A 17,596-nucleotide genomic window follows, 5' to 3' on the forward strand; every position below is an offset into this window, starting at 1 on the left:
TACGCACTCTCGAAGCCTTGGAAGCCGAACTCAAACCAGCCCTCGACACCATCACCGCAAACGATGCCAAAGGCTGGATCAGGCACGCCGGCTATGTCCTACACTGAAACCAAAAACGCTTTAGGTGCTCAGGTATAGGCATTGCGCAGATCGAGCGTGCTTTCCTGCCCGATGAACCGGTAGTTCTTGGCAAGCCATGTGCGGGCAGCATTTCTGCCAAGATCCTTGAGCTCCTTGAAGAAACTCCATTGAGCACTGAGGCGGGACGCGGCGGTGAACTCATCAAGCTCCTGCCCGCCATGGATCCGGTGCATGAAGACGTGCTTGTAATCCTTGGTCGAAAGCTTTCCCTCATCGATCAGCCGCGTCACGAACTCGACCGATCTGAGCTGCTGCAGCAGATTGGCATTGAACGTGATTTCGGTCAGCCGGTTCTGGATTTCCTGCACGGTTCGCGGCGTCGTCCGGCGCTCGATCGGATTGATCTGCACCAGTAGGATATCGTCCGTTTGTGTTTCATAGAAAAGCGGGAAGAGCGCCGGATTGCCCGTATAGCCGCCATCCCAGTAAGGCTCTCCGTCGATCTCGACTGCCTTGAAGAGCATCGGCAGGCAAGCTGAGGCGAGCACATGGTCCACGGTCAGCTCAGGACCGGTAAAGATTCGGATCTTTCCGGACCAGACGTTGGTCGCGGCGATGAACAGCTTTGCATCCTTGCAGGCCCTCACCCGCTCGAAATTGATCAGGCTGTTGAGGGCATCGCGCAGAGGATTGATGTCGAGCGGATTTAGGTCGTAGGGACTCGCGACGCGCGACCAAGCATCGAACCAAAGATGAGACGAGGAGCCATTGAAGCTCCAATAGCTCAACAGGCGATCGAACAGTGAACGCTGGAGCGGCGAGAGCACACCGTCGAGGCTCACGCGCTTCCAGAACTTGCGCAACTGCTCGCGCGCCCCGTCACGTCCGCCCTCAAGCCAGCCTTCGAAAAGCACTACCGCATTCATCGAACCGGCGCTCGCGCCCGTGATCGCCTCGATGGTGAGCCGGCCATCTTCAAGAAGATAATCGAGAACGCCCCAGGTGAAGGCACCATGCGCGCCACCGCCCTGCAGCGCCAGCGAGACGGATTTCTCGGCATTCGGGCACACCAGCCCACGCACAGGGTTTTTACGGCTCTCTGTTCGACCAGTCATTCCGGGCTCCCGTCATCGCTTGGGAGATTACCATGACGGAAGCTTCGGAGCGCAAGTCGGAACGTTACGCCGTGAATGCGACGAGGGCCGCGATCATGCTGTCCCGAGAAGCGATCCGGATAAGCTTGGCTTTGCGCCCAAGGCGCATTATTTGTGACATAGAGGCGAGGGCCACCGCCGATGGGCCAGTATTTTACCGACCTGATCACCTTGTGGGTCGTGATCGACCCGATTGGAACACTTCCGGTATTTCTGGCCGTCACGGCCGGCATGAGCGCCGTCGCGGCGAGGCGGACCGCCTTCAGGGCAACAGTGGCGGCCTTCTTCGTCCTCTTGTTTTTCGTCGTTGCGGGCCAGGCGCTGCTTCAGGCCCTGGAGATCGACCTCGATGCCTTCCAGATCGCCGGCAGCGTGGTTCTCTTCCTGTTCGCACTGACGATGATTTTCGGGGAGCCGAAGATCGAAGCCGAGGAGAAGGATATCGAGACCTCGGATATCGACCGGTCGATCTACCCGCTTGCCATTCCCTCCATCGCGAGTCCGGGCGCCATGCTGGCCGTCGTCTCGCTCACGGATAACACCAAGTTCAGCATTGCACAGCAGGCTGAAACCGTAGCTCAGATGGCTCTCATCCTGCTCATCACGCTGATCCTCATGCTTATGGCCTCCCGGATCATCAAGATCATCGGCGACGCCGGCGCCAGCGTCATCAGCCGGGTCATGGGCCTCATCCTCGCCAGCGTGGCCGTGAACGGCATCGTTCTGGGCATCAAGCATGCGTTCAACCTCCCGCCGTAGTGCGGGCTGAGTTGCCACTGAAAACCAACGCATTGGAGAGTGGTGGGCCTGGCAGGACTCGAACCTGCAACCAGACCGTTATGAGCGGCCGGCTCTAACCATTGAGCTACAGGCCCTTCCGAGGAAGGCAAGGGAACCTCTAACGGAGGGAAAGCCTTTCGTCACCCCTTGTCGTGGCGGAAGGCTGCGCCCTTTTCCGGGAATCGAAGCTCAGAGAGAGGGGCAGTCCGGGACAAACCTGGACCCTTCATGTTCCTGTAATACATCTCAAATCCCGTCAAGCCGGTTTTGCCCTCCTCTTCCGGGCCGGCTGTCGCATGCGCTCTCGAGGCATCGGAGATCCAGGATGCCTCTTGACCCCTGCCGGGTTCGACCATCTGTCTGCTTTCACGCTCGAATCGGGTCTCCCGGACGAGATTGGAGATGGAGGATGGGATGGGGTTGCTGATCAACGGCGTCTGGCAGGATCGATGGTACGACACCAAGAGCACCGGCGGGCGCTTTGTGCGCAAGCCTTCCGCCTTCCGGAACTGGGTCACCATCGACGGATCTCCTGGTCCGACGGGAGGTGGCGGGTTCAAGGCGGAGCCCGGGCGCTACCATCTCTATGTCTCGCTCGCCTGCCCCTGGGCGCATCGCACGCTGATCATGCGCAAGCTCAAAGGCCTGGAGAGGATGATCGGCATCTCCGTCGTGCACTGGCGCATGCTGGAGCATGGCTGGACCTTCGAGGACGGCCCCGGCGTCATTCCGGATCCCATCAACAACGCGCAGTATCTCCATCAGGTCTACACCGCGGCCGAGTCCGATTACACCGGCCGCGTGACGGTGCCTGTGCTCTGGGACAAGGCGACCGGCACCATCGTGAACAACGAATCCGCCGAGATCATCCGCATGATGAACTCCGCCTTCGACGACCTCGGGGCGAAGCCGGGCGATTACTGTCCGGAGGAACTGCGGGACGAGATCGACAGCCTGAACGCGCGCGTCTACGACACTCTGAACAACGGCGTCTACAAGGCGGGCTTTGCGACGACGCAGCAGGCTTATGAAGAAGCGCTCCATCCGCTTTTCGAAACGCTCGATTTTCTCGACGAGCGCCTGTCGTCACGCCGCTATCTCTGCGGCGACAGGATGACCGAAGCCGATATCCGTCTCTTCACCACGCTGCTGCGCTTCGATCCGGTTTATGTCGGCCATTTCAAATGCAACCTGCGCCGCGTCGCGGATTATCCGCACCTTGCAGACTATGTGCGTGATCTCTACCAGACGGACGGCATCGCCGAAACGGTCAGCATGGCTCACATCAAAGGGCATTATTACGAAAGCCACAGGACCATCAATCCCAGCGGCATCGTGCCGCTCGGGCCGATCATCAATCTCGACGCGCCGCATGGACGCGATAGCTTTTAAGGCTTGTAGACCTCGACTGCCTCGGCAAAACCCTGGACCGCGTGCGCGCCGAGCGGCGAAGGGTTGCCCCACAGATGTTCGACGAAGGGCTTCGACATGAGCAGCGGCTCGCCGAGGCTCTTGTTCAACTCCGCAATGCGGCTCGCAAGATTCACGTCGCGGCCGATCACCGTGAAATCCAGGCGCTGACCGGAGCCGACATTGCCGTAGGCCGCATCGCCATGATGGAGCGCGAAGCCGACATTGATCGGCACGGGAAAGCGTCCTTCATTGTTGGCCGCCTCGATGCGACGCAGAGCCTTGGTGGCGGCGGTGAGCGCCGATTGCGCCGCACCGCCCGTATCGTCGCCCTTGTCGCGCACGATGGCGAGAAGCCCGTCGCCCAGATACTTCAGCACCTCTCCGCCCTCATCCTCGATGGGCGGCACGAGGCAATCGAAATAGTTGTTCAACAGCTCGACCGCGTTTTCAGGGCTCAGCGTCGAGGAGATATGCGTGTAGTCGCGCATGTCGGCGAACAGAATGGCCGAGCGTATCCGCGTCACCTGTCCGCGCTGGATGGCGCCCGACAGAATCGCCTTGTGCGGATCGTCCCCCACATAGATGCGCAGCACCTCGTCGAGCCGGTTGCTCGTGGCACGCAGCTCGGTCACGAGCGCGAAGGACGGCATGACCATGCGCAGGATCGTCAGTTCACGCATGCCGAATCCTTCCGGCGACCTCGTTGCAAACGAGATCGCGTTCTCGGCCCCGTTGGTGAAGCGGATCGGGATGGTGACGTAATGACGGTAGCCCGCTTCCTTCAGCTCCGGGACGATCGGAAAGAGATCGTCGGGCGTGATCGCGAGATCGAGGATCAGCCACTCGCCGGTGCGGTTGACATGGGCGAAGGGGCTGGTCTGATAAATCGCCTCGCGACGGTCCCCGTGAGGAAGGTAGCGCACGATGGTGCCCTCCTCCCGGGTCCAGAAGCGGCCGATCCCGGCATATTCCGAATGCAGCGTCTCGATGGCCGAGACAGCCCGGTCAATCGGCAGGCCAAGATCGATCAGACGGGTGAGAAAGCCGGCCAGGACCTCGTTCGAATCCTCCATCTGGCCTGCGGCCGTGATCAGCCAGTCCCGCAGAGCGATGACACGTGCGAGGCTTTCGGCATCGAGGCTTCGAGCCATGGTCAGAAGATCGCTTGAAGCGGTCGGGACGAGGGAGGACGACATCATGAGGCCAAGGTGTGTTGCCCTCATGGATCCTTCAAGCCATGAGGAAACTTTCCAACATGAAAGCTGGGATGCCCGTCCCGAAAGAGCAATGGCTTTGACAGAAACCGGCTGCCGGAATAGAGCCAAGCTATGGCAAGTATCGACACGCTTTTCGTCACCAAAGTCTACCGCGCCGAGCTGACCGGCGCCAAGGCCGAGAGCCGCAATGCGGAGCTCGAAGCCGCCTGCCTGTCCATTGCCGAGGATGACGAGGCGGGCCAGCGCTGGTGCGCCAAGCATGGCTATCCGGGCTACACATCCTACGCCTCCCTGAACGACCTGCCTTGGCGGGTGCCGGTCTTCGGCGAGCTTCTGAAGGAGCTCGACAAGCATGTGGCGGCCTTCGCCAAGGAGCTGGAATTCGATCTCCAGGGCCGCAAGCTTGTCCTCGACAGCCTGTGGATCAACATCCTCCCGCCCGGAGGCATCCACACCTCGCACATCCACCCGCATTCGGTGGTGAGCGGCACCTATTACGTGACAATTCCGGAAGGCGCGAGCGCGCTCAAGCTTGAGGATCCGCGCCTCGGCTTCATGATGGCCGCCCCGCCACGCAAGGCCAAGGCCAAGCAGGAGAACCGGCAATTCGCCTATATGAAGCCTGCCACCGGCACGGTGCTGCTCTGGGAAAGCTGGCTGCGCCACGAGGTGCCCCTGAACGAGGCCGAAAGCGAGCGCATCAGCATCAGCTTCAACCACTCCTGGCAGTAGGACTCAGCGGGTCCAGGCAAATCCGACTCCATATCAACCTGCACCTCCTCAGGATGGGAGCGGAGTGATAGCCGGACTGGGAAGCCGGACACTTACACCTCCGCCCACATCCGAAAAAGATTGGCGGTGCTTTTCGCCAGGAGGTCGAATTCCGGTGTCTTGCCGGATTGAGCGAACAGACTGCGCTTGGCGGTTTCGAGATCGAACAGAAGCTCGCGCCGGGCGCTCTCGCGGACATAGCTCTGCGCCCAGCCGACCGCCACCAAGCGCTCGCCGCGGGTGACCGGTGCCACCCGATGCAGGCTCGTCGAATCATAGGCGACGAGGTGGCCCGCGGGCAGCTTCACCTCCTCCTCGCCGGCGACGGATTCGATGACGAGTTCGCCGCCATCGTAAGATTCCGGATCGGCCAGGAAGAGCGTGAAGGACACGTCCGTGCGAATACCGTTCATCAGCGGATTGTCCACATGGGAGCCGTATTCCTTGCCTTGTCCATAACGGGCAAAGGTCAGCAGCGTCAGCGCTTTCGGGCGCACGGCGAGGCTGAAGACCTCGTTGCCGAGAATGGCCTTCGACACCTTCTCCCGAAGCAGCGCCAGAGTGGCCCCCTCGCGGGCCTGCTCGTTGTCCTTGACGAGTCTGGCGCTCCAGCCCGCCGTCGCGCGGCCATCCTCAAAGCGCATGGAGCCCAGCATTGTGCGGACTTCTTCGAGTTCACCTTGGGGCAGGACGTCCGCAATCGTGATCAGCATGGGAAGACCCCTTCAGGCTTGTCAGAAATCCCCATAAGATGTAGCTAAATCCTTGTAAAGAAAGACAGTTTTTAATTTTTCTAAACTGGCCGCGGCGACCTTGTCCTGCCGAGGGGAGATGTCATGAAGAAACGGAAGATTTGGGCGGGCCTGAGCACCGCCGTCCTGGTCGCAGCACCCGCAGCTTCTCAAGCAACGATCCTGCACGCTCCTCCCCAGGCCGGGATCGAGGCCAAGGCCGATCAGCCCCTGCTTCACCTCGCCCAGCACCAGGGCCACGCCGCGTCTGCCGCCACGGCTGGTGGCGAGGGAGAAGGCGAAGGTGGAGGCGCCGCGCAGCTGGAGCCTTCCCTCCATCTCTATCGCGGCATCGAGATGATCCGCGGCCATCTCCTGGTCGGCGCCGAGCTCATCGAGGCCGGGCGTTGGGCAGATGCCCTGCCCCATTTCCTGCATCCGGAAGAGGAAATCTATGCCAGCATCCGCGATCAGCTGAAGACCTTCAACGTCGCGCCGTTCCAGGTCGCCCTGAAGGCCCTTTCGCAGACCGTGAAAGCCAAGAACAAGGAGGCCTACGCGCGCGCCCGCGCGGCTCTCGACGAGCGTCTGGCTGCGGCCGAAACCGCCGTGAAGGCGAAGGAAGAGAACGGCCCCTATTTCGTACTCGAAACGGCTCTCGAGGTGCTGCAGCAGGCGGCCGACGAATATGAAGAGGCCGTCGAAAAAGGCCGTATCGCCAACGTGGTCGAATATCAGGATGCACGCGGCTTCGTGCTGGAAGTGGACCGCCTCGTCGGAACGGTCATGCCCGCCGCCACCGCGAAAAATGCCGATGCGGCCAAGGCTCTGCAGGCGAGCCTCAACGAGCTGAAGGCGACCTTCCCGTCCGTGACGCCGCCGAAGCAGGCCGTCAAGGATTCGGGAGAGTTCCTGAGCAGCGTGTCGAAGTTCGAGCTGCAGCTCGGGAATCTTCGCTAACATTCATGACGCGTGAAGGTTTTGCCAAAGCCGGCCGAGTGCTTGCGAGCCTTCTGCTTGCAAGCCTCGTCGGCGGAGCAGCGGACAAGCCCGCTCCGTTCGACACGGAACATTGGCGAAAAGTTTTCGCGCGTCCCGATCATACGCCGACGCCTGCAGACAATCCCACCACCCCGGAAAAGATTGTTCTCGGGGCGAAGCTGTTTGAAGATACGCGCCTGTCGGGCTCCGGCGATATGGCGTGTTCGACCTGCCATCAGGCTGACCTGTCGTTCTCCGATGGCGTCGACCGGCATATCGGCCACGACGGACAACCTCTCGACCGTCGCACTCCTGCCCTCTGGAACCTGGCCTGGGGCCTGTCCTTCTTCTGGGACGGCCGGGCATCGAGCCTGGAAACGCAGGCCATGGTGCCGATCGAGAACGAGCGCGAGATGGCCGGCAATCTGCAGACGGCCTTGCGTGCGCTTGGCTCAGATCCGCAGATGCGCCAAGCCTTCGCTGCTGCCTTCCCGGACGATCCCGCGGTGAAGCAAGACAATCTCGCAAAGGCGCTTGCCGCCTTTCAGCGAACGCTCGTATCACCGGAAACCCGCTTTGATCGCTGGGTGAAGGGCGACGACAGGGCTCTGGAGCCGGACGAGATGGCAGGCTTTGCGCTCTTTGTCGGCAAGGCCGGCTGCATCGCCTGCCATCAGGGCTGGCGCTTCACCGATGAAGCGTTCCACGACATCGGCCTGCCGAGCGAGGACAAGGGCCGCGGGCCCATTCTCGGTTTGAAGACCGTCAACCATGCCTTCAAGACGCCGAGCCTGCGCGAGCGCGTCTGGTCCGCGCCCTATATGCATGACGGTTCGCTCGCAACCTTCGAGGATGTGGTGGATCACTACGCGAAACGCATCGTGCAGCGCCCTACCCTTTCAGCGGATCTGCCGCAGCGGATCGAACTCAGCACGACGGAGCGGGCGCAGCTCGTCGCGTTCCTCAACACCCTCTCCAGCGATGATCCTCCCCGTCCGGCAAGCCTGCCTCCGAAGACGATGGTCTGGGGCACGAGTTCGGAGGCGGTCGCCATCTCCACCGTCAGCCAGAAGGACCGGCGCTTCACGCCCGGTGCCGTTCTCCTGAAGGTGGGCGAGGCCCTGCGCATCCTCAACGATGATACGCGCGTCCACAACGTCCGTCTCGACGGGCCCGGCAAGAGCTTCAACTCGGACGCTCAGAATCCCGGCGACACCGTTGCCATTGGTTTCGACCAGCCGGGCCATTACGACGTGATCTGCGGCATTCATCCGGAGATGCGCCTGAGCGTGGACGTTGCCCAGATCCCTTGAACGGGGTTCTGCGAAAAGAAAAATACACGCCTCGTTTCCGGCGACAGGGGCCTAAGGGTTGCGCTAAAACAGGGTCATGCCGATGCTCCGTGACGACGACACCCTCTTTGCCGCCCTGATCGCCCGCGATCCTTCCTATGAGGGGTTCGCCTATGTGGGCGTGAAGACGACCGGCATCTTCTGCCGCCTGACCTGCCCGGCCCGCAAGCCGAAGCGCGACAATGTGGTGTTCTTCTCCTGCAGGGACGCGGCGCAGGATGCAGGCTTTCGCGCCTGCCTACGCTGCAAGCCCCTCGACATCAAACGGCCGACGAGCGGCGCGTTTGATGCCTTGAAGGACAGGATCAGGGCCGAGCCGGAACGGCGGTGGAGCGCCGAGGATGTCAAAGCTCTCGGCTACGATCCCTCCACTGTCCGCCGCGCCTTCCAGCGCGAATACGGCATCACCTTCGCGCAATACGCGAGATCGCAGCGTCTGGGGCTCGCGGTGAACACATTGCAACAGGGAGGCTCCGTGATGGATGCCCAACTCGATGCCGGCTATGAGTCCGGTAGCGGCTTTCGCGATGCGATCAGCAAGCTCATCGGCGACGCACCGATCCGCATGACGACGCGCCAGATCCTGACTGCACAATGGCTCGACACGCCCATCGGCGCGATGCTCGCGGTGGCGGACGATGCCGGTGTGCATCTGCTCGAATTCGCGGAACGCAAGGCACTTCCAACCGAGATCGAGCGGTTGCGTAAACGCGTCGGGCCAATCTGTTTCGGGCAGCATCCGATGCTCGACACCCTCGCCCGTCAGGTGGAAGAGTATTTTGCCGGCCGGTCGATCTCCTTTAATGTGCCCATCGTTCAGAAGGGCACGCCGTTCGAAGCAACGGTCTGGGATGCCCTGCGCCAGATTCCGACCGGGGTGACGCGCAGCTACGGCGAGATCGCGCGCCTCCTCGACCGTCCCGATGCGGCCCGCGCCGTGGCGCGGGCAAACGGCGCCAATCAGGTCGCCATCATCGTGCCCTGCCATCGTGTGATCGGTGCGGATGGATCTTTGACCGGCTATGGTGGCAAGATCTGGCGCAAGCAGTGGCTGCTCGAACACGAGCGCCGCCTCGCAGCGACATTCTCCAAGGGGTGAAGGACATGACCGATCAAGTCACGAAGGCCAAGACGTTCAGGGCTCTCAACATTCCCGGACAACCGATCATCCTGTTCAATGTCTGGGATGCGGGCAGCGCCAAGGCCGTAGCGGCCAGCGGCGCGAAGGCCCTTGCGACCGGCAGCTGGTCGGTTGCGGCGGCGCATGGCTTCGAGGACGGTGAGTTCATGCCGTTCGATCTTGCCATCGCCAATCTCGAACGCATCGTGGCGGCCACCGATCTTCCGGTCACCATCGATCTGGAAACCGGCTACGGTGCCAACCCGGATGAGGTCGGCGCAACGATTGCCCGCGCCATCGAGGCCGGCGCCATCGGCTACAATATCGAGGACAGCTTTCGCGAATCCGGACCGTTGCGCGAGATCTCCGATCAGGCTGCGCGTCTCAACGGCGCCAAAAAAGCGGCCGACCGGCTCGGCATCCCCGCGTTCCTCAATGCGCGCACCGACGTGTTCCTGCTCGCGGCTCCGTATCAGCACGACGAGAGCCATGTCGCGACAGCCCTGGAGCGCGGCCGCGCCTATGCCGATGCCGGTGCGGATGGCTTCTTCGTCCCGGGCCTTGTCGACGAAAAGCTCATCGCGCGTGTCGTCGAAGGTTCGCCTCTGCCGGTGAACATCATGGCAAGCAAATCAACGCCTTCGGTCGCGCGCCTCGCCGAACTCGGCGTCGCCCGCATCAGCCACGGGCCGGGACCGTATCGCATGGCGATGAAGGCTCTGGAGGACGCCGCAAGGGCGGCGCTGGGCTGACGAGCCGTTCAAGGTCTTCAAGAGCGAACTCATCTGCTGTCGTGAAGCGCGGACATGTCGCCCTCCCCTTGTGGGGAGGAAGGCTCAGGTGGCGCTTCACTCTTTTACGACCCCAACCTTCAAACCCGCGGCTTTTCGATCTTCGGCAGGAAATACGCGAGAAGCCCGAGCGCCGGCAGGAACGAGCAGATCGTATAGACGGTCGCGATGCTCGTGATGTCGGCGAGATGTCCGAGCGCCGCGGCGCCGAGGCCCGCCATGCCGAATGAGAAGCCGAAGAAGAAGCCGGCGATCATGCCGACGCGGCCCGGCACCAGCTCGATGGCATAGACCAGGATGGACGAGAAGGCGGAGGCCAGGACCACGCCCACGATGACGCTCAGCACGGTCGTCCAGAACAGGTCGGCGAAGGGCAGCGCGAGGGTGAAGGGCAGGACTCCCAGGATCGAGAGCCAGATCACGTAACGCCGTCCGATCCTGTCTCCGATGGGCCCGCCGAGCAGCGTGCCGACGGCCAGCGCTCCGAGGAAGATGAAGAGGTGGATCTGCGCGTCCTGCACGGACAGCTGGAACTTGGAGATCAGGTAGAAGGTGAAATAGTTGGTGAAGCTCGCGACGTAGAAATCCTTCGAGAAGATCAGCAGCATCAGGATTCCGATCGAGACCACAACGCGCCGCTTCGAGAACATCGATCCAGCCTCGCTCATGCGCGGCTTGGCGCGCAGATCCGCGAGCTTGGCCTGATACCACCGCCCCACGACAAACAGGATCAGCATCGCCAGCAGAGCCACTGCGGAAAACCAGGCGATGCTCGGCTGCCCGAAGGGAACGACGATGAAGGCGGCAAGCAAGGGCCCGAGCGCACTTCCGGCATTGCCGCCGACCTGGAACACCGACTGCGCCAGTCCGTGCTGTCCGCCGGAGGCCAGGCGTGCGACACGGGAGGATTCCGGATGGAACACCGAAGAGCCCATGCCGATGAGCGCCGCCGCCAAGAGCAGGACCGGATAGGATCCCGCCTGCGACAGCGTCAGCAACCCGATCAGGGTGAAGCCCATGCCGACCACGAGGGAGAACGGCTGCGGCCGCCGGTCCGTGAACGTGCCGATCATGGGCTGGAGCAGCGATGCGGTGCACTGGAAGGTCAGCGTGAGCAGCCCGATCTGGCCGAAATCGAGGTGAAAATTGCTCTTGAGGATCGGATAGATCGCCGGCAGCAGCGATTGGATGAGATCGTTCAGCAGATGCGAAATGCTGATGGCAACCAGGATCGGGACCGCGACCCTCTCCGCCGAGACGGGACGGGACGCAACGGACATGGCGGACGTTTGGTTGGTCATCGGCATTCTTCGTTATGCTGCCAAGCTTGGCATAAGGCGTTTCCGGGTTCCGCTATAGACCAGAATGCGGCCCCGATCTCCATCTCATGCTGCAGAGCAGGGTTACAGCGCAGGTAGGGCAAAGTTCCTCTCGACCATACGTCAATAGGCGCGCCAGACAGCCCGAAACTCTATAACGATCGAGCCACAACTTCTTCCCATTTAGCCTCTAAGCCCCAGGCCATTAGCCCGGACAACGGGAGAACGAATAAACACCAAGGGGTATCTGATGTCGCAAGCCACGGCCTATGAGCAGTTCATGCTCGAGCTGGTGAACCGTGAACGGGCGAAGACGGGCGCCCAGCCGCTCACCTTCAACGGCGACCTCAACGAATCGGCGGATTCGCACAGCAATTGGATGATCGCGACCGACACGTTCTCCCATACGGGAGCAGGCGGGTCTTCCCCGCACCAGCGGATGATTCAGGCGGGCTACACCTTCTCGGGCTCCTGGACCTCGGCGGAGAATATCGCGTGGGCCAGCATGCGCGCTCCTGCGGGCCTCCAGGACGAGGTGGAGCTGCTGCACACGAACCTGATGAACAGCCCGGGCCACAAGGCGAATATCCTCAACGGGACCTTCCGCGAGATCGGCATCGGCTTCGACACCGGTCCGTACCAGACCTGGGACGGGGCCTTCGTCACGCAGAACTTCGCCAAGTCCGGCACGAAGGTGTTTCTGACCGGCGTCAGCATGGACGACAAGGACGGCGATCTTTTCTACGACATCGGCGAGGGCCTCGGTGGATTGACGGTGACGGCCGTGAGTTCGACCGGCGTCCGATACAGCACGACGACGGAAAGCGCCGGCGGCTACGGCCTGGCGCTGGCAGCCGGCACCTATGCGGTCACGTTCTCCGGCGGCGGCTTTGCCGCGGTGACCAAGCAGGTGACGATTGGCGCCTCGAACGTGAAGCTCGATCTCATCGACCCGACGACGGGGACTTCCTCCACGCCGACCTCGACCACGATCAGTGGCACCGCGAGCAACAACACCCTCAAGGGAACGTCCGCAGCCAACACGATCAAGGGCAATGGCGGTAACGACAAGCTCTACGGCAACGGCGGCAACGACAAGCTCTATGGCGGAACCGGCAATGATGCCCTCACCGGCAATGCCGGGAACGACCGGCTCTATGGCGACAGCGGAAAGGACACTCTTTCCGGCAGCAGCGGCAACGACATCCTGACCGGCGGCACGAACACGGACACGTTCCGCTTCTCGAGCCAATGGGGCAAGGACAAGATCACCGATTTCAGGAACGCCAGCGACCGCATCGATCTGCGCGCCACCGATCTGAGCTTCAACGATCTCAGCATCCGCAAATTCAACGCGGACAGCGACGGCAAAGTTGACGACGTGCTGATCAACGCCGACGGACAGTCGATCACGCTCATCAACGTGAAGCTCTCGCTGATCGGTGCTTCGGACTTCCTGTTCTGAGCCGGGACGAAATCAAAAAGAAAGGCGGGCCCGACGGTCCGCCTTTTTGTTTGCTCGCTTGCAGCGAATGATTATTCGGCGGCAACCAGAACCGCCTCACCAGCCGGCGTATGAGTCTCGACGTTGCCGTCATAGACGGCCTGATCGAGAATGCGCTCCTCCTTCGCGACGATCACCGGCACGAGGATCTGGCCTGTCACGTTGGTCATGGTGCGCATCATGTCGACGACGCGGTCGATGGCGATGATGTAGCCGATACCTTCGAGCGGCAGACCTGCGGTGCTTAAGGTCAGCGTGAGCATGACGATGGAGGTGCCGGGCACGCCTGCCGTGCCGAGCGAGCCCAGAACCGCCGTCAAGCCGATGAGTACGTACTGCGTCAGCGAGAGATCGAGACCGAAATACTGCGCGATGAAGATCGACGCGATGGCGGGATAGATCGCGCCGCAGCCATCCATCTTCACGTTGGCGCCAAGCGGCAAAGCGAAGCTCGCATAGCTCTGCGGCACGCCGAGCTTCTCGACCGCGACGCGCAGGGACATCGGCAGCGTGGCAAGGCTCGACGAGGTGGCGAAGGCCATCTGCATCGCCGGCGCAGCGCCGCGGAAGAAGCGTCCGACCTTCAGGCCGTGCAGTTTCAACAGGCCGCCATAGACCACGACGATGTGGAACAGGCAGGCGAGATACATGGCCACGATGAACTTGCCGAGCGGCAGCAGCGAGGCCAGGCCGTAGCGCCCGACAACCCAGGCAATCAGGCCGAAGGTGCCGATGGGGGTGAGTTGCAGCACCCAGCGCGTGATGCGGAAGACAACGGTCGCGCCCTGATCGACGAGGGTGCGGATGCCGGCCGTCTTCTCGCCGAGCGAGACGAGAGCAGCGCCGACGATGCCGGCGAAGAAGAGAACCTGCAGCACGTTGGTATCGGCCATGGCCTTGATCGGGTTCGTCGGCACGATGCCGATCAGCACCTCGAGCGGCGTTGGGATCGTGCGCGGCTTCACCTCGCCGAGCGGCAGGTTCGACAGGCCAAGGCCGGGATCGATGAGATGCCCGAAGGCGATGCCCACGAGCACGGCGATGGCCGAGGTGGCAATGAACCAGAACAGGGTGCGCAACCCTAAGCTCGCCACGTTACCTGCTTCGGCAAGCTTCGCCACGCTGGACGTGATGGTGAAGAACACCAGCGGGATCACGATCATCCGCACGAGGTTCAGGTAGAGGTCGCCGAGCGGCTTGAACCATACGGCCGCCTGCTCGCCGGCCAGCACGCCGGCAAGGATGCCGAGGGCAAAGCCTACGGCGACCCGCTGCCAGAGCGGGCGGGTAAACCACGATTTCAACATGTTGATTGCCTTAGATTTACAAATTTATCTGCAAATAAGAGATTGGCGGCAAGGGCACCAATGCCGCCGGCGCAGGGCTGGGGGCGAGCTGCCGCATGGATGGCCGATGCTCACAATGGCGTGTGAGGTGTTGCCCCGCCGGAACGCCCGTCCATCTCGGTTCTTGTCCGACAGCAACACAATGTCAGAACTCTCTATGCTCTGCCTCTCAAGCTTCACCCTCCCCAAAGCCGGTTTGGCTTTTCTCCTGATGCTGACCAGCGCCGTTGGCGCATTGGCCCAGCCCGCCTCCCCTCCACCGGCGCCGGTACCCGATGCGAAGCTGATCGAAGAAGCGGCCACGCGCGCCAGCGACCTTCCGAACCTCCGTTCCCTGATCGTGTCCCACAATGGAAGCGTCCTGGTGGAGCGGGGATTCAGCGGTGCACGGCTTGACCGTCCGACAAACATCAAGTCCGCCTCGAAGACCATCATGTCGGCTCTGGTCGGCATCGCTATCGAGCGCGGCGTTCTCAAGGGTGTTGACCAGCCGGTTGCCTCGATCCTCGGGCAAAGCATTCCCTCCGATGCCGATGCGCGGATCCGGCAGGTCACCATCGGCCATCTGCTCTCCATGCAGGCCGGGCTGGGGCGCACCTCGGGCCGCAACTACGGCGCATGGATCAGCAGCGACAATTGGGTGCGCTACATTCTCTCGCGCCCGTTCATCGACGAGCCCGGTGGGCGCATGCTCTATTCGACCGGCAGTACGCATCTCTTGTCGGCTGCGCTGACACGGGCCTCGAAGCGCAGCACGCTGGAGCTGGCGCGCGACTGGCTCGGCGAGCCGCTCGAAGTCGATGTCGCACCCTGGACGCGCGATCCGCAGGGCATCTATCTCGGCGGCAACGAGATGGCGCTCTCACCGCGCGCGCTTTTGCGCTTCGGCGAGATGTATCGTCAGGGCGGCATGATCGACGGCAAGCGCGTCGTGCCGGAAAACTGGATCAGGGAATCCTGGACGCCGCGCACCTCCTCGCCCTTCACCGGCAATGCTTACGGCTATGGCTGGTTCATGCGCGAGATGCACGGGCACAGAGCCCATTATGCTTGGGGCTTCGGCGGACAGATGCTCTACGTCATCCCGAGCCTCGGGCTCACGGTTGTCATGACCTCCAATTCGACCGAGCCGTCGCGTGAAGACAATTATGTCGGGCAGCTTCATGCCCTCGTCACGAACGGCATCGTTCCGGCGTTCCTGCCGAGACAAAGCGAGACGACGGGCAGCTTGGGGACGAACGGTTCGCAGACGGAGAAGCCACTTTAGGCAAAGGCGTGTTGTCCGAGGAACTGCGGGTCAGGATCGGAGAGTGGACCCTGTTATTGGACTCACCAAGGAAGCAGCGGCCAGATTGTAACAGACTTCATTTCTGCATAGCATCGGCCCAAGCCTTTTTTGAGGAACTTAGGGAGATCCTGCAGCATGGCGAAGCTGGTGTTCGCTTTGAACCAGTCCTTGGACGGCTATGTCGATCACATGGAATTTGCGCCTGATCCTGCGCTCTTTCGTCATTTCATCGACGACGTGCGCGGCCTGGCCGGCAGCGTGTACGGTCGCCGCATGTACGAGGTGATGCGATATTGGGACGAAGACCATTCCGAGTGGGACGAGGCGCAACGCGACTATGCAGCGGCGTGGCGGAGCCAACCGAAATGGGTCGCATCGCGCTCGCTGAAGTCCGTCGGCCCGAATGCCACTCTTATTGGGGAAGACATCGAGGCGGCGATCCGCGGGCTGAAGGCCCAACTGGACGGGGAGATTGAAGTTTCCGGACCTGAGCTAGCGCAAAGTCTGACCGAACTTGGTCTGGTCGATGAATATCGACTGTACATCAATCCCGTCGTGCTTGGTCGCGGCAAGCCTTTCTTCGCCGGCCCGCGGCCGCCGCTGCGCCTCATGGCAAGCGATCGCATTGGTGGGGACGTGATCAGGTTAACATACGTTCCTGCATAGTCGCGGACTAACCCGACGTTCGTACGTGGTGCGACCTGCCAGAGTCCTATGGCCCCCGCACATCTGCTCCACCTCGCATGAGGGAAAAGCGGTGCCTGCGTTTTTATGTTTCAGCCGCCGACTTCCCTTTACGGCTGCCCACCTTCTTCGCCACGTTCAGCGCCACAGCCGCACGAATGAGCGCCTTCAATGCCTCTTCATCGATCGCATCGCCTTCATGAAAATCGATGGCGCGCCGCGTATTGCCCTCAAGGCTCGCATTGAAAAGGCTGGATGGATCATCGAGCGAGGCCCCTTTCGCAAAGGTCATCTTCACGGCGCTCTTGTAGGTCTCGCCGGTGCAGATGATGCCGGCATGCGACCACACCGGAACGCCCCTCCACTTCACCTCCTCGATCACATCGGGATCGGCCTGCTTGATGAGGGCGCGCAGGCGCTTGAGCGTCTCACCACGCCAATCGTTCAGTTCCTTGATCTTCGCATCGATCAGCTGAGAGGCAGAGGCGCCTTTATCGGCGTCCTGCGAAACGGTCTTCATCGTCGTCATGATTGTTGCCGCCTACATTTTCTCGCCGGGCAATTCGCTGGCCTGCTTCACCCAGGAGACGAATTGCGCTTCGTCCAGTTGGTCGTGCTCATGGATGTGGAAGTAGCGCACATCCTTGTGCTTGGACGCTTCGGGAGGGACAGGATTCAGCGACGCGCCGCGGAAGAAAGCCACCTTGATGTATTTCGCGAAGCAATGGATGCTGAGGATCCATCCCTGACCTTCGACGCCGTACAACGGCGAGTTCCATTTGACCGCATTGTGCACGCCGGGAACGGTGCGCACGATGAGCGCATCGAGCCGGCGCCCGACATCGCTCTTCCAGCCCGGCATCGCCGCGATATAGGCCTGCACGGGCGCATCGCCGTATCCCTTCGCGATCTGAGGGTTGCCGCCCGAGAGAAGAACCAGCTCCCCGGCGTTCACAGCGACTGGCTTCGCCTCGGCTGATTTTGCGTCCTTCGCTGGCTTCTTAGACGTCCTCTTGAGCGCAGGATCGGTCATTGGTCCATTCCCCATTGGCGACATGCTATCG

Annotated in this window: 17 protein-coding genes and 1 tRNA gene; 10 read left to right on the plus strand and 8 right to left on the minus strand. The window is 61.9% G+C overall.

The features are described 5' to 3' along the window. Positions 1-128: 128 nt before the first annotated feature. Positions 129-1,196, minus strand: a complete 1,068-nt coding sequence (locus ACS5Q1_RS07735) for a patatin-like phospholipase family protein (protein WP_473097614.1) — start codon at positions 1,194-1,196, stop codon at positions 129-131. A gap of 180 nt (positions 1,197-1,376) precedes the next feature. Here ACS5Q1_RS07735 and ACS5Q1_RS07740 point away from each other — a divergent pair, with 180 nt between their 5' ends. Next, positions 1,377-1,994: a MarC family protein gene (locus tag ACS5Q1_RS07740; protein ID WP_473097615.1), complete on the plus strand. Its 618-nt coding sequence runs from the start codon at positions 1,377-1,379 to the stop codon at positions 1,992-1,994. Between the two features lie 40 nt (positions 1,995-2,034). On the opposite strand, the gene ACS5Q1_RS07745 is transcribed toward ACS5Q1_RS07740, so the two are convergent. Beyond that, positions 2,035-2,110 (minus strand) — tRNA-Ile (locus ACS5Q1_RS07745). A gap of 319 nt (positions 2,111-2,429) precedes the next feature. On the opposite strand from ACS5Q1_RS07745, the gene ACS5Q1_RS07750 reads away from it, so the two are divergent. Continuing rightward, positions 2,430-3,407: a glutathione S-transferase family protein gene (locus ACS5Q1_RS07750; RefSeq protein WP_473097616.1), complete on the plus strand. Its 978-nt coding sequence runs from the start codon at positions 2,430-2,432 to the stop codon at positions 3,405-3,407. Here ACS5Q1_RS07750 and ACS5Q1_RS07755 read toward each other — a convergent pair. Further along, entirely contained in the window at positions 3,404-4,651 is a 1,248-nt protein-coding gene (locus ACS5Q1_RS07755; protein ID WP_371826843.1) for an adenylate/guanylate cyclase domain-containing protein, read from the minus strand. The genes ACS5Q1_RS07750 and ACS5Q1_RS07755 overlap by 4 nt on opposite strands. Before the next feature lie 105 nt (positions 4,652-4,756). On the opposite strand from ACS5Q1_RS07755, the gene ACS5Q1_RS07760 reads away from it, so the two are divergent. After that, the gene (locus ACS5Q1_RS07760; RefSeq protein WP_473097617.1) at positions 4,757-5,377 is read left to right on the plus strand and encodes a TIGR02466 family protein; all 621 of its coding nucleotides are present in this window, start codon (positions 4,757-4,759) and stop codon (positions 5,375-5,377) included. Between the two features lie 92 nt (positions 5,378-5,469). Here ACS5Q1_RS07760 and ACS5Q1_RS07765 read toward each other — a convergent pair whose 3' ends face one another. After that, positions 5,470-6,129, minus strand: a complete 660-nt coding sequence (locus ACS5Q1_RS07765) for a Fe2+-dependent dioxygenase (protein WP_473097618.1) — start codon at positions 6,127-6,129, stop codon at positions 5,470-5,472. 123 nt (positions 6,130-6,252) lie between these two features. Here ACS5Q1_RS07765 and ACS5Q1_RS07770 point away from each other — a divergent pair, with 123 nt between their 5' ends. The 4 genes from ACS5Q1_RS07770 (at position 6,253) to ACS5Q1_RS07785 (ending at position 10,352) form a co-directional block, all read left to right on the plus strand. Then, a complete protein-coding gene (locus ACS5Q1_RS07770; protein WP_473097619.1) occupies positions 6,253-7,107 on the plus strand; it encodes a hypothetical protein in 855 nt (284 codons plus the stop codon). Positions 7,108-7,112: 5 nt separating this feature from the next. Beyond that, positions 7,113-8,441 (plus strand): cytochrome c peroxidase, encoded by a 1,329-nt coding sequence (locus tag ACS5Q1_RS07775; RefSeq protein ID WP_473097620.1) that lies wholly within the window; start codon positions 7,113-7,115, stop codon positions 8,439-8,441. A gap of 82 nt (positions 8,442-8,523) precedes the next feature. Beyond that, positions 8,524-9,579 carry a bifunctional transcriptional activator/DNA repair enzyme AdaA gene (locus ACS5Q1_RS07780; RefSeq protein WP_473097713.1) on the plus strand — a complete coding sequence of 352 codons (1,056 nt, stop codon included), beginning with the start codon at positions 8,524-8,526 and terminating at the stop codon, positions 9,577-9,579. A 5-nt stretch (positions 9,580-9,584) separates the two neighbouring features. Then, positions 9,585-10,352: an isocitrate lyase/PEP mutase family protein gene (locus tag ACS5Q1_RS07785; protein ID WP_473097621.1), complete on the plus strand. Its 768-nt coding sequence runs from the start codon at positions 9,585-9,587 to the stop codon at positions 10,350-10,352. Positions 10,353-10,471: 119 nt separating this feature from the next. On the opposite strand, the gene ACS5Q1_RS07790 is transcribed toward ACS5Q1_RS07785, so the two are convergent. Continuing rightward, the gene (locus ACS5Q1_RS07790) at positions 10,472-11,692 is read right to left on the minus strand and encodes an MFS transporter (protein ID WP_473097622.1); all 1,221 of its coding nucleotides are present in this window, start codon (positions 11,690-11,692) and stop codon (positions 10,472-10,474) included. A 268-nt stretch (positions 11,693-11,960) separates the two neighbouring features. Between ACS5Q1_RS07790 and ACS5Q1_RS07795 the strand changes: the two genes are divergently transcribed. Continuing rightward, the gene (locus ACS5Q1_RS07795) at positions 11,961-13,175 is read left to right on the plus strand and encodes a CAP domain-containing protein (RefSeq protein WP_473097623.1); all 1,215 of its coding nucleotides are present in this window, start codon (positions 11,961-11,963) and stop codon (positions 13,173-13,175) included. A gap of 71 nt (positions 13,176-13,246) precedes the next feature. On the opposite strand, the gene ACS5Q1_RS07800 is transcribed toward ACS5Q1_RS07795, so the two are convergent. Beyond that, positions 13,247-14,521: a dicarboxylate/amino acid:cation symporter gene (locus ACS5Q1_RS07800; RefSeq protein WP_473097624.1), complete on the minus strand. Its 1,275-nt coding sequence runs from the start codon at positions 14,519-14,521 to the stop codon at positions 13,247-13,249. 181 nt (positions 14,522-14,702) lie between these two features. Between ACS5Q1_RS07800 and ACS5Q1_RS07805 the strand changes: the two genes are divergently transcribed. Together ACS5Q1_RS07805 and ACS5Q1_RS07810 are read left to right on the plus strand one after the other, a co-directional pair. Next, positions 14,703-15,827, plus strand: a complete 1,125-nt coding sequence (locus ACS5Q1_RS07805) for a serine hydrolase domain-containing protein (RefSeq protein WP_473097625.1) — start codon at positions 14,703-14,705, stop codon at positions 15,825-15,827. Positions 15,828-15,983: 156 nt separating this feature from the next. Beyond that, positions 15,984-16,514, plus strand: coding sequence for a dihydrofolate reductase family protein (locus ACS5Q1_RS07810; protein WP_473097626.1), 531 nt, complete (start codon positions 15,984-15,986; stop codon positions 16,512-16,514). Between the two features lie 103 nt (positions 16,515-16,617). On the opposite strand, the gene ACS5Q1_RS07815 is transcribed toward ACS5Q1_RS07810, so the two are convergent. After that, positions 16,618-17,061, minus strand: a complete 444-nt coding sequence (locus tag ACS5Q1_RS07815) for a DUF1801 domain-containing protein (protein WP_473097627.1) — start codon at positions 17,059-17,061, stop codon at positions 16,618-16,620. Positions 17,062-17,073: 12 nt separating this feature from the next. Beyond that, the gene (locus tag ACS5Q1_RS07820) at positions 17,074-17,565 is read right to left on the minus strand and encodes a DUF1801 domain-containing protein (RefSeq protein ID WP_473097628.1); all 492 of its coding nucleotides are present in this window, start codon (positions 17,563-17,565) and stop codon (positions 17,074-17,076) included. Positions 17,566-17,596 lie beyond the last annotated feature (31 nt).

The organism is Microvirga sp. GN3, assembly GCF_055792825.1.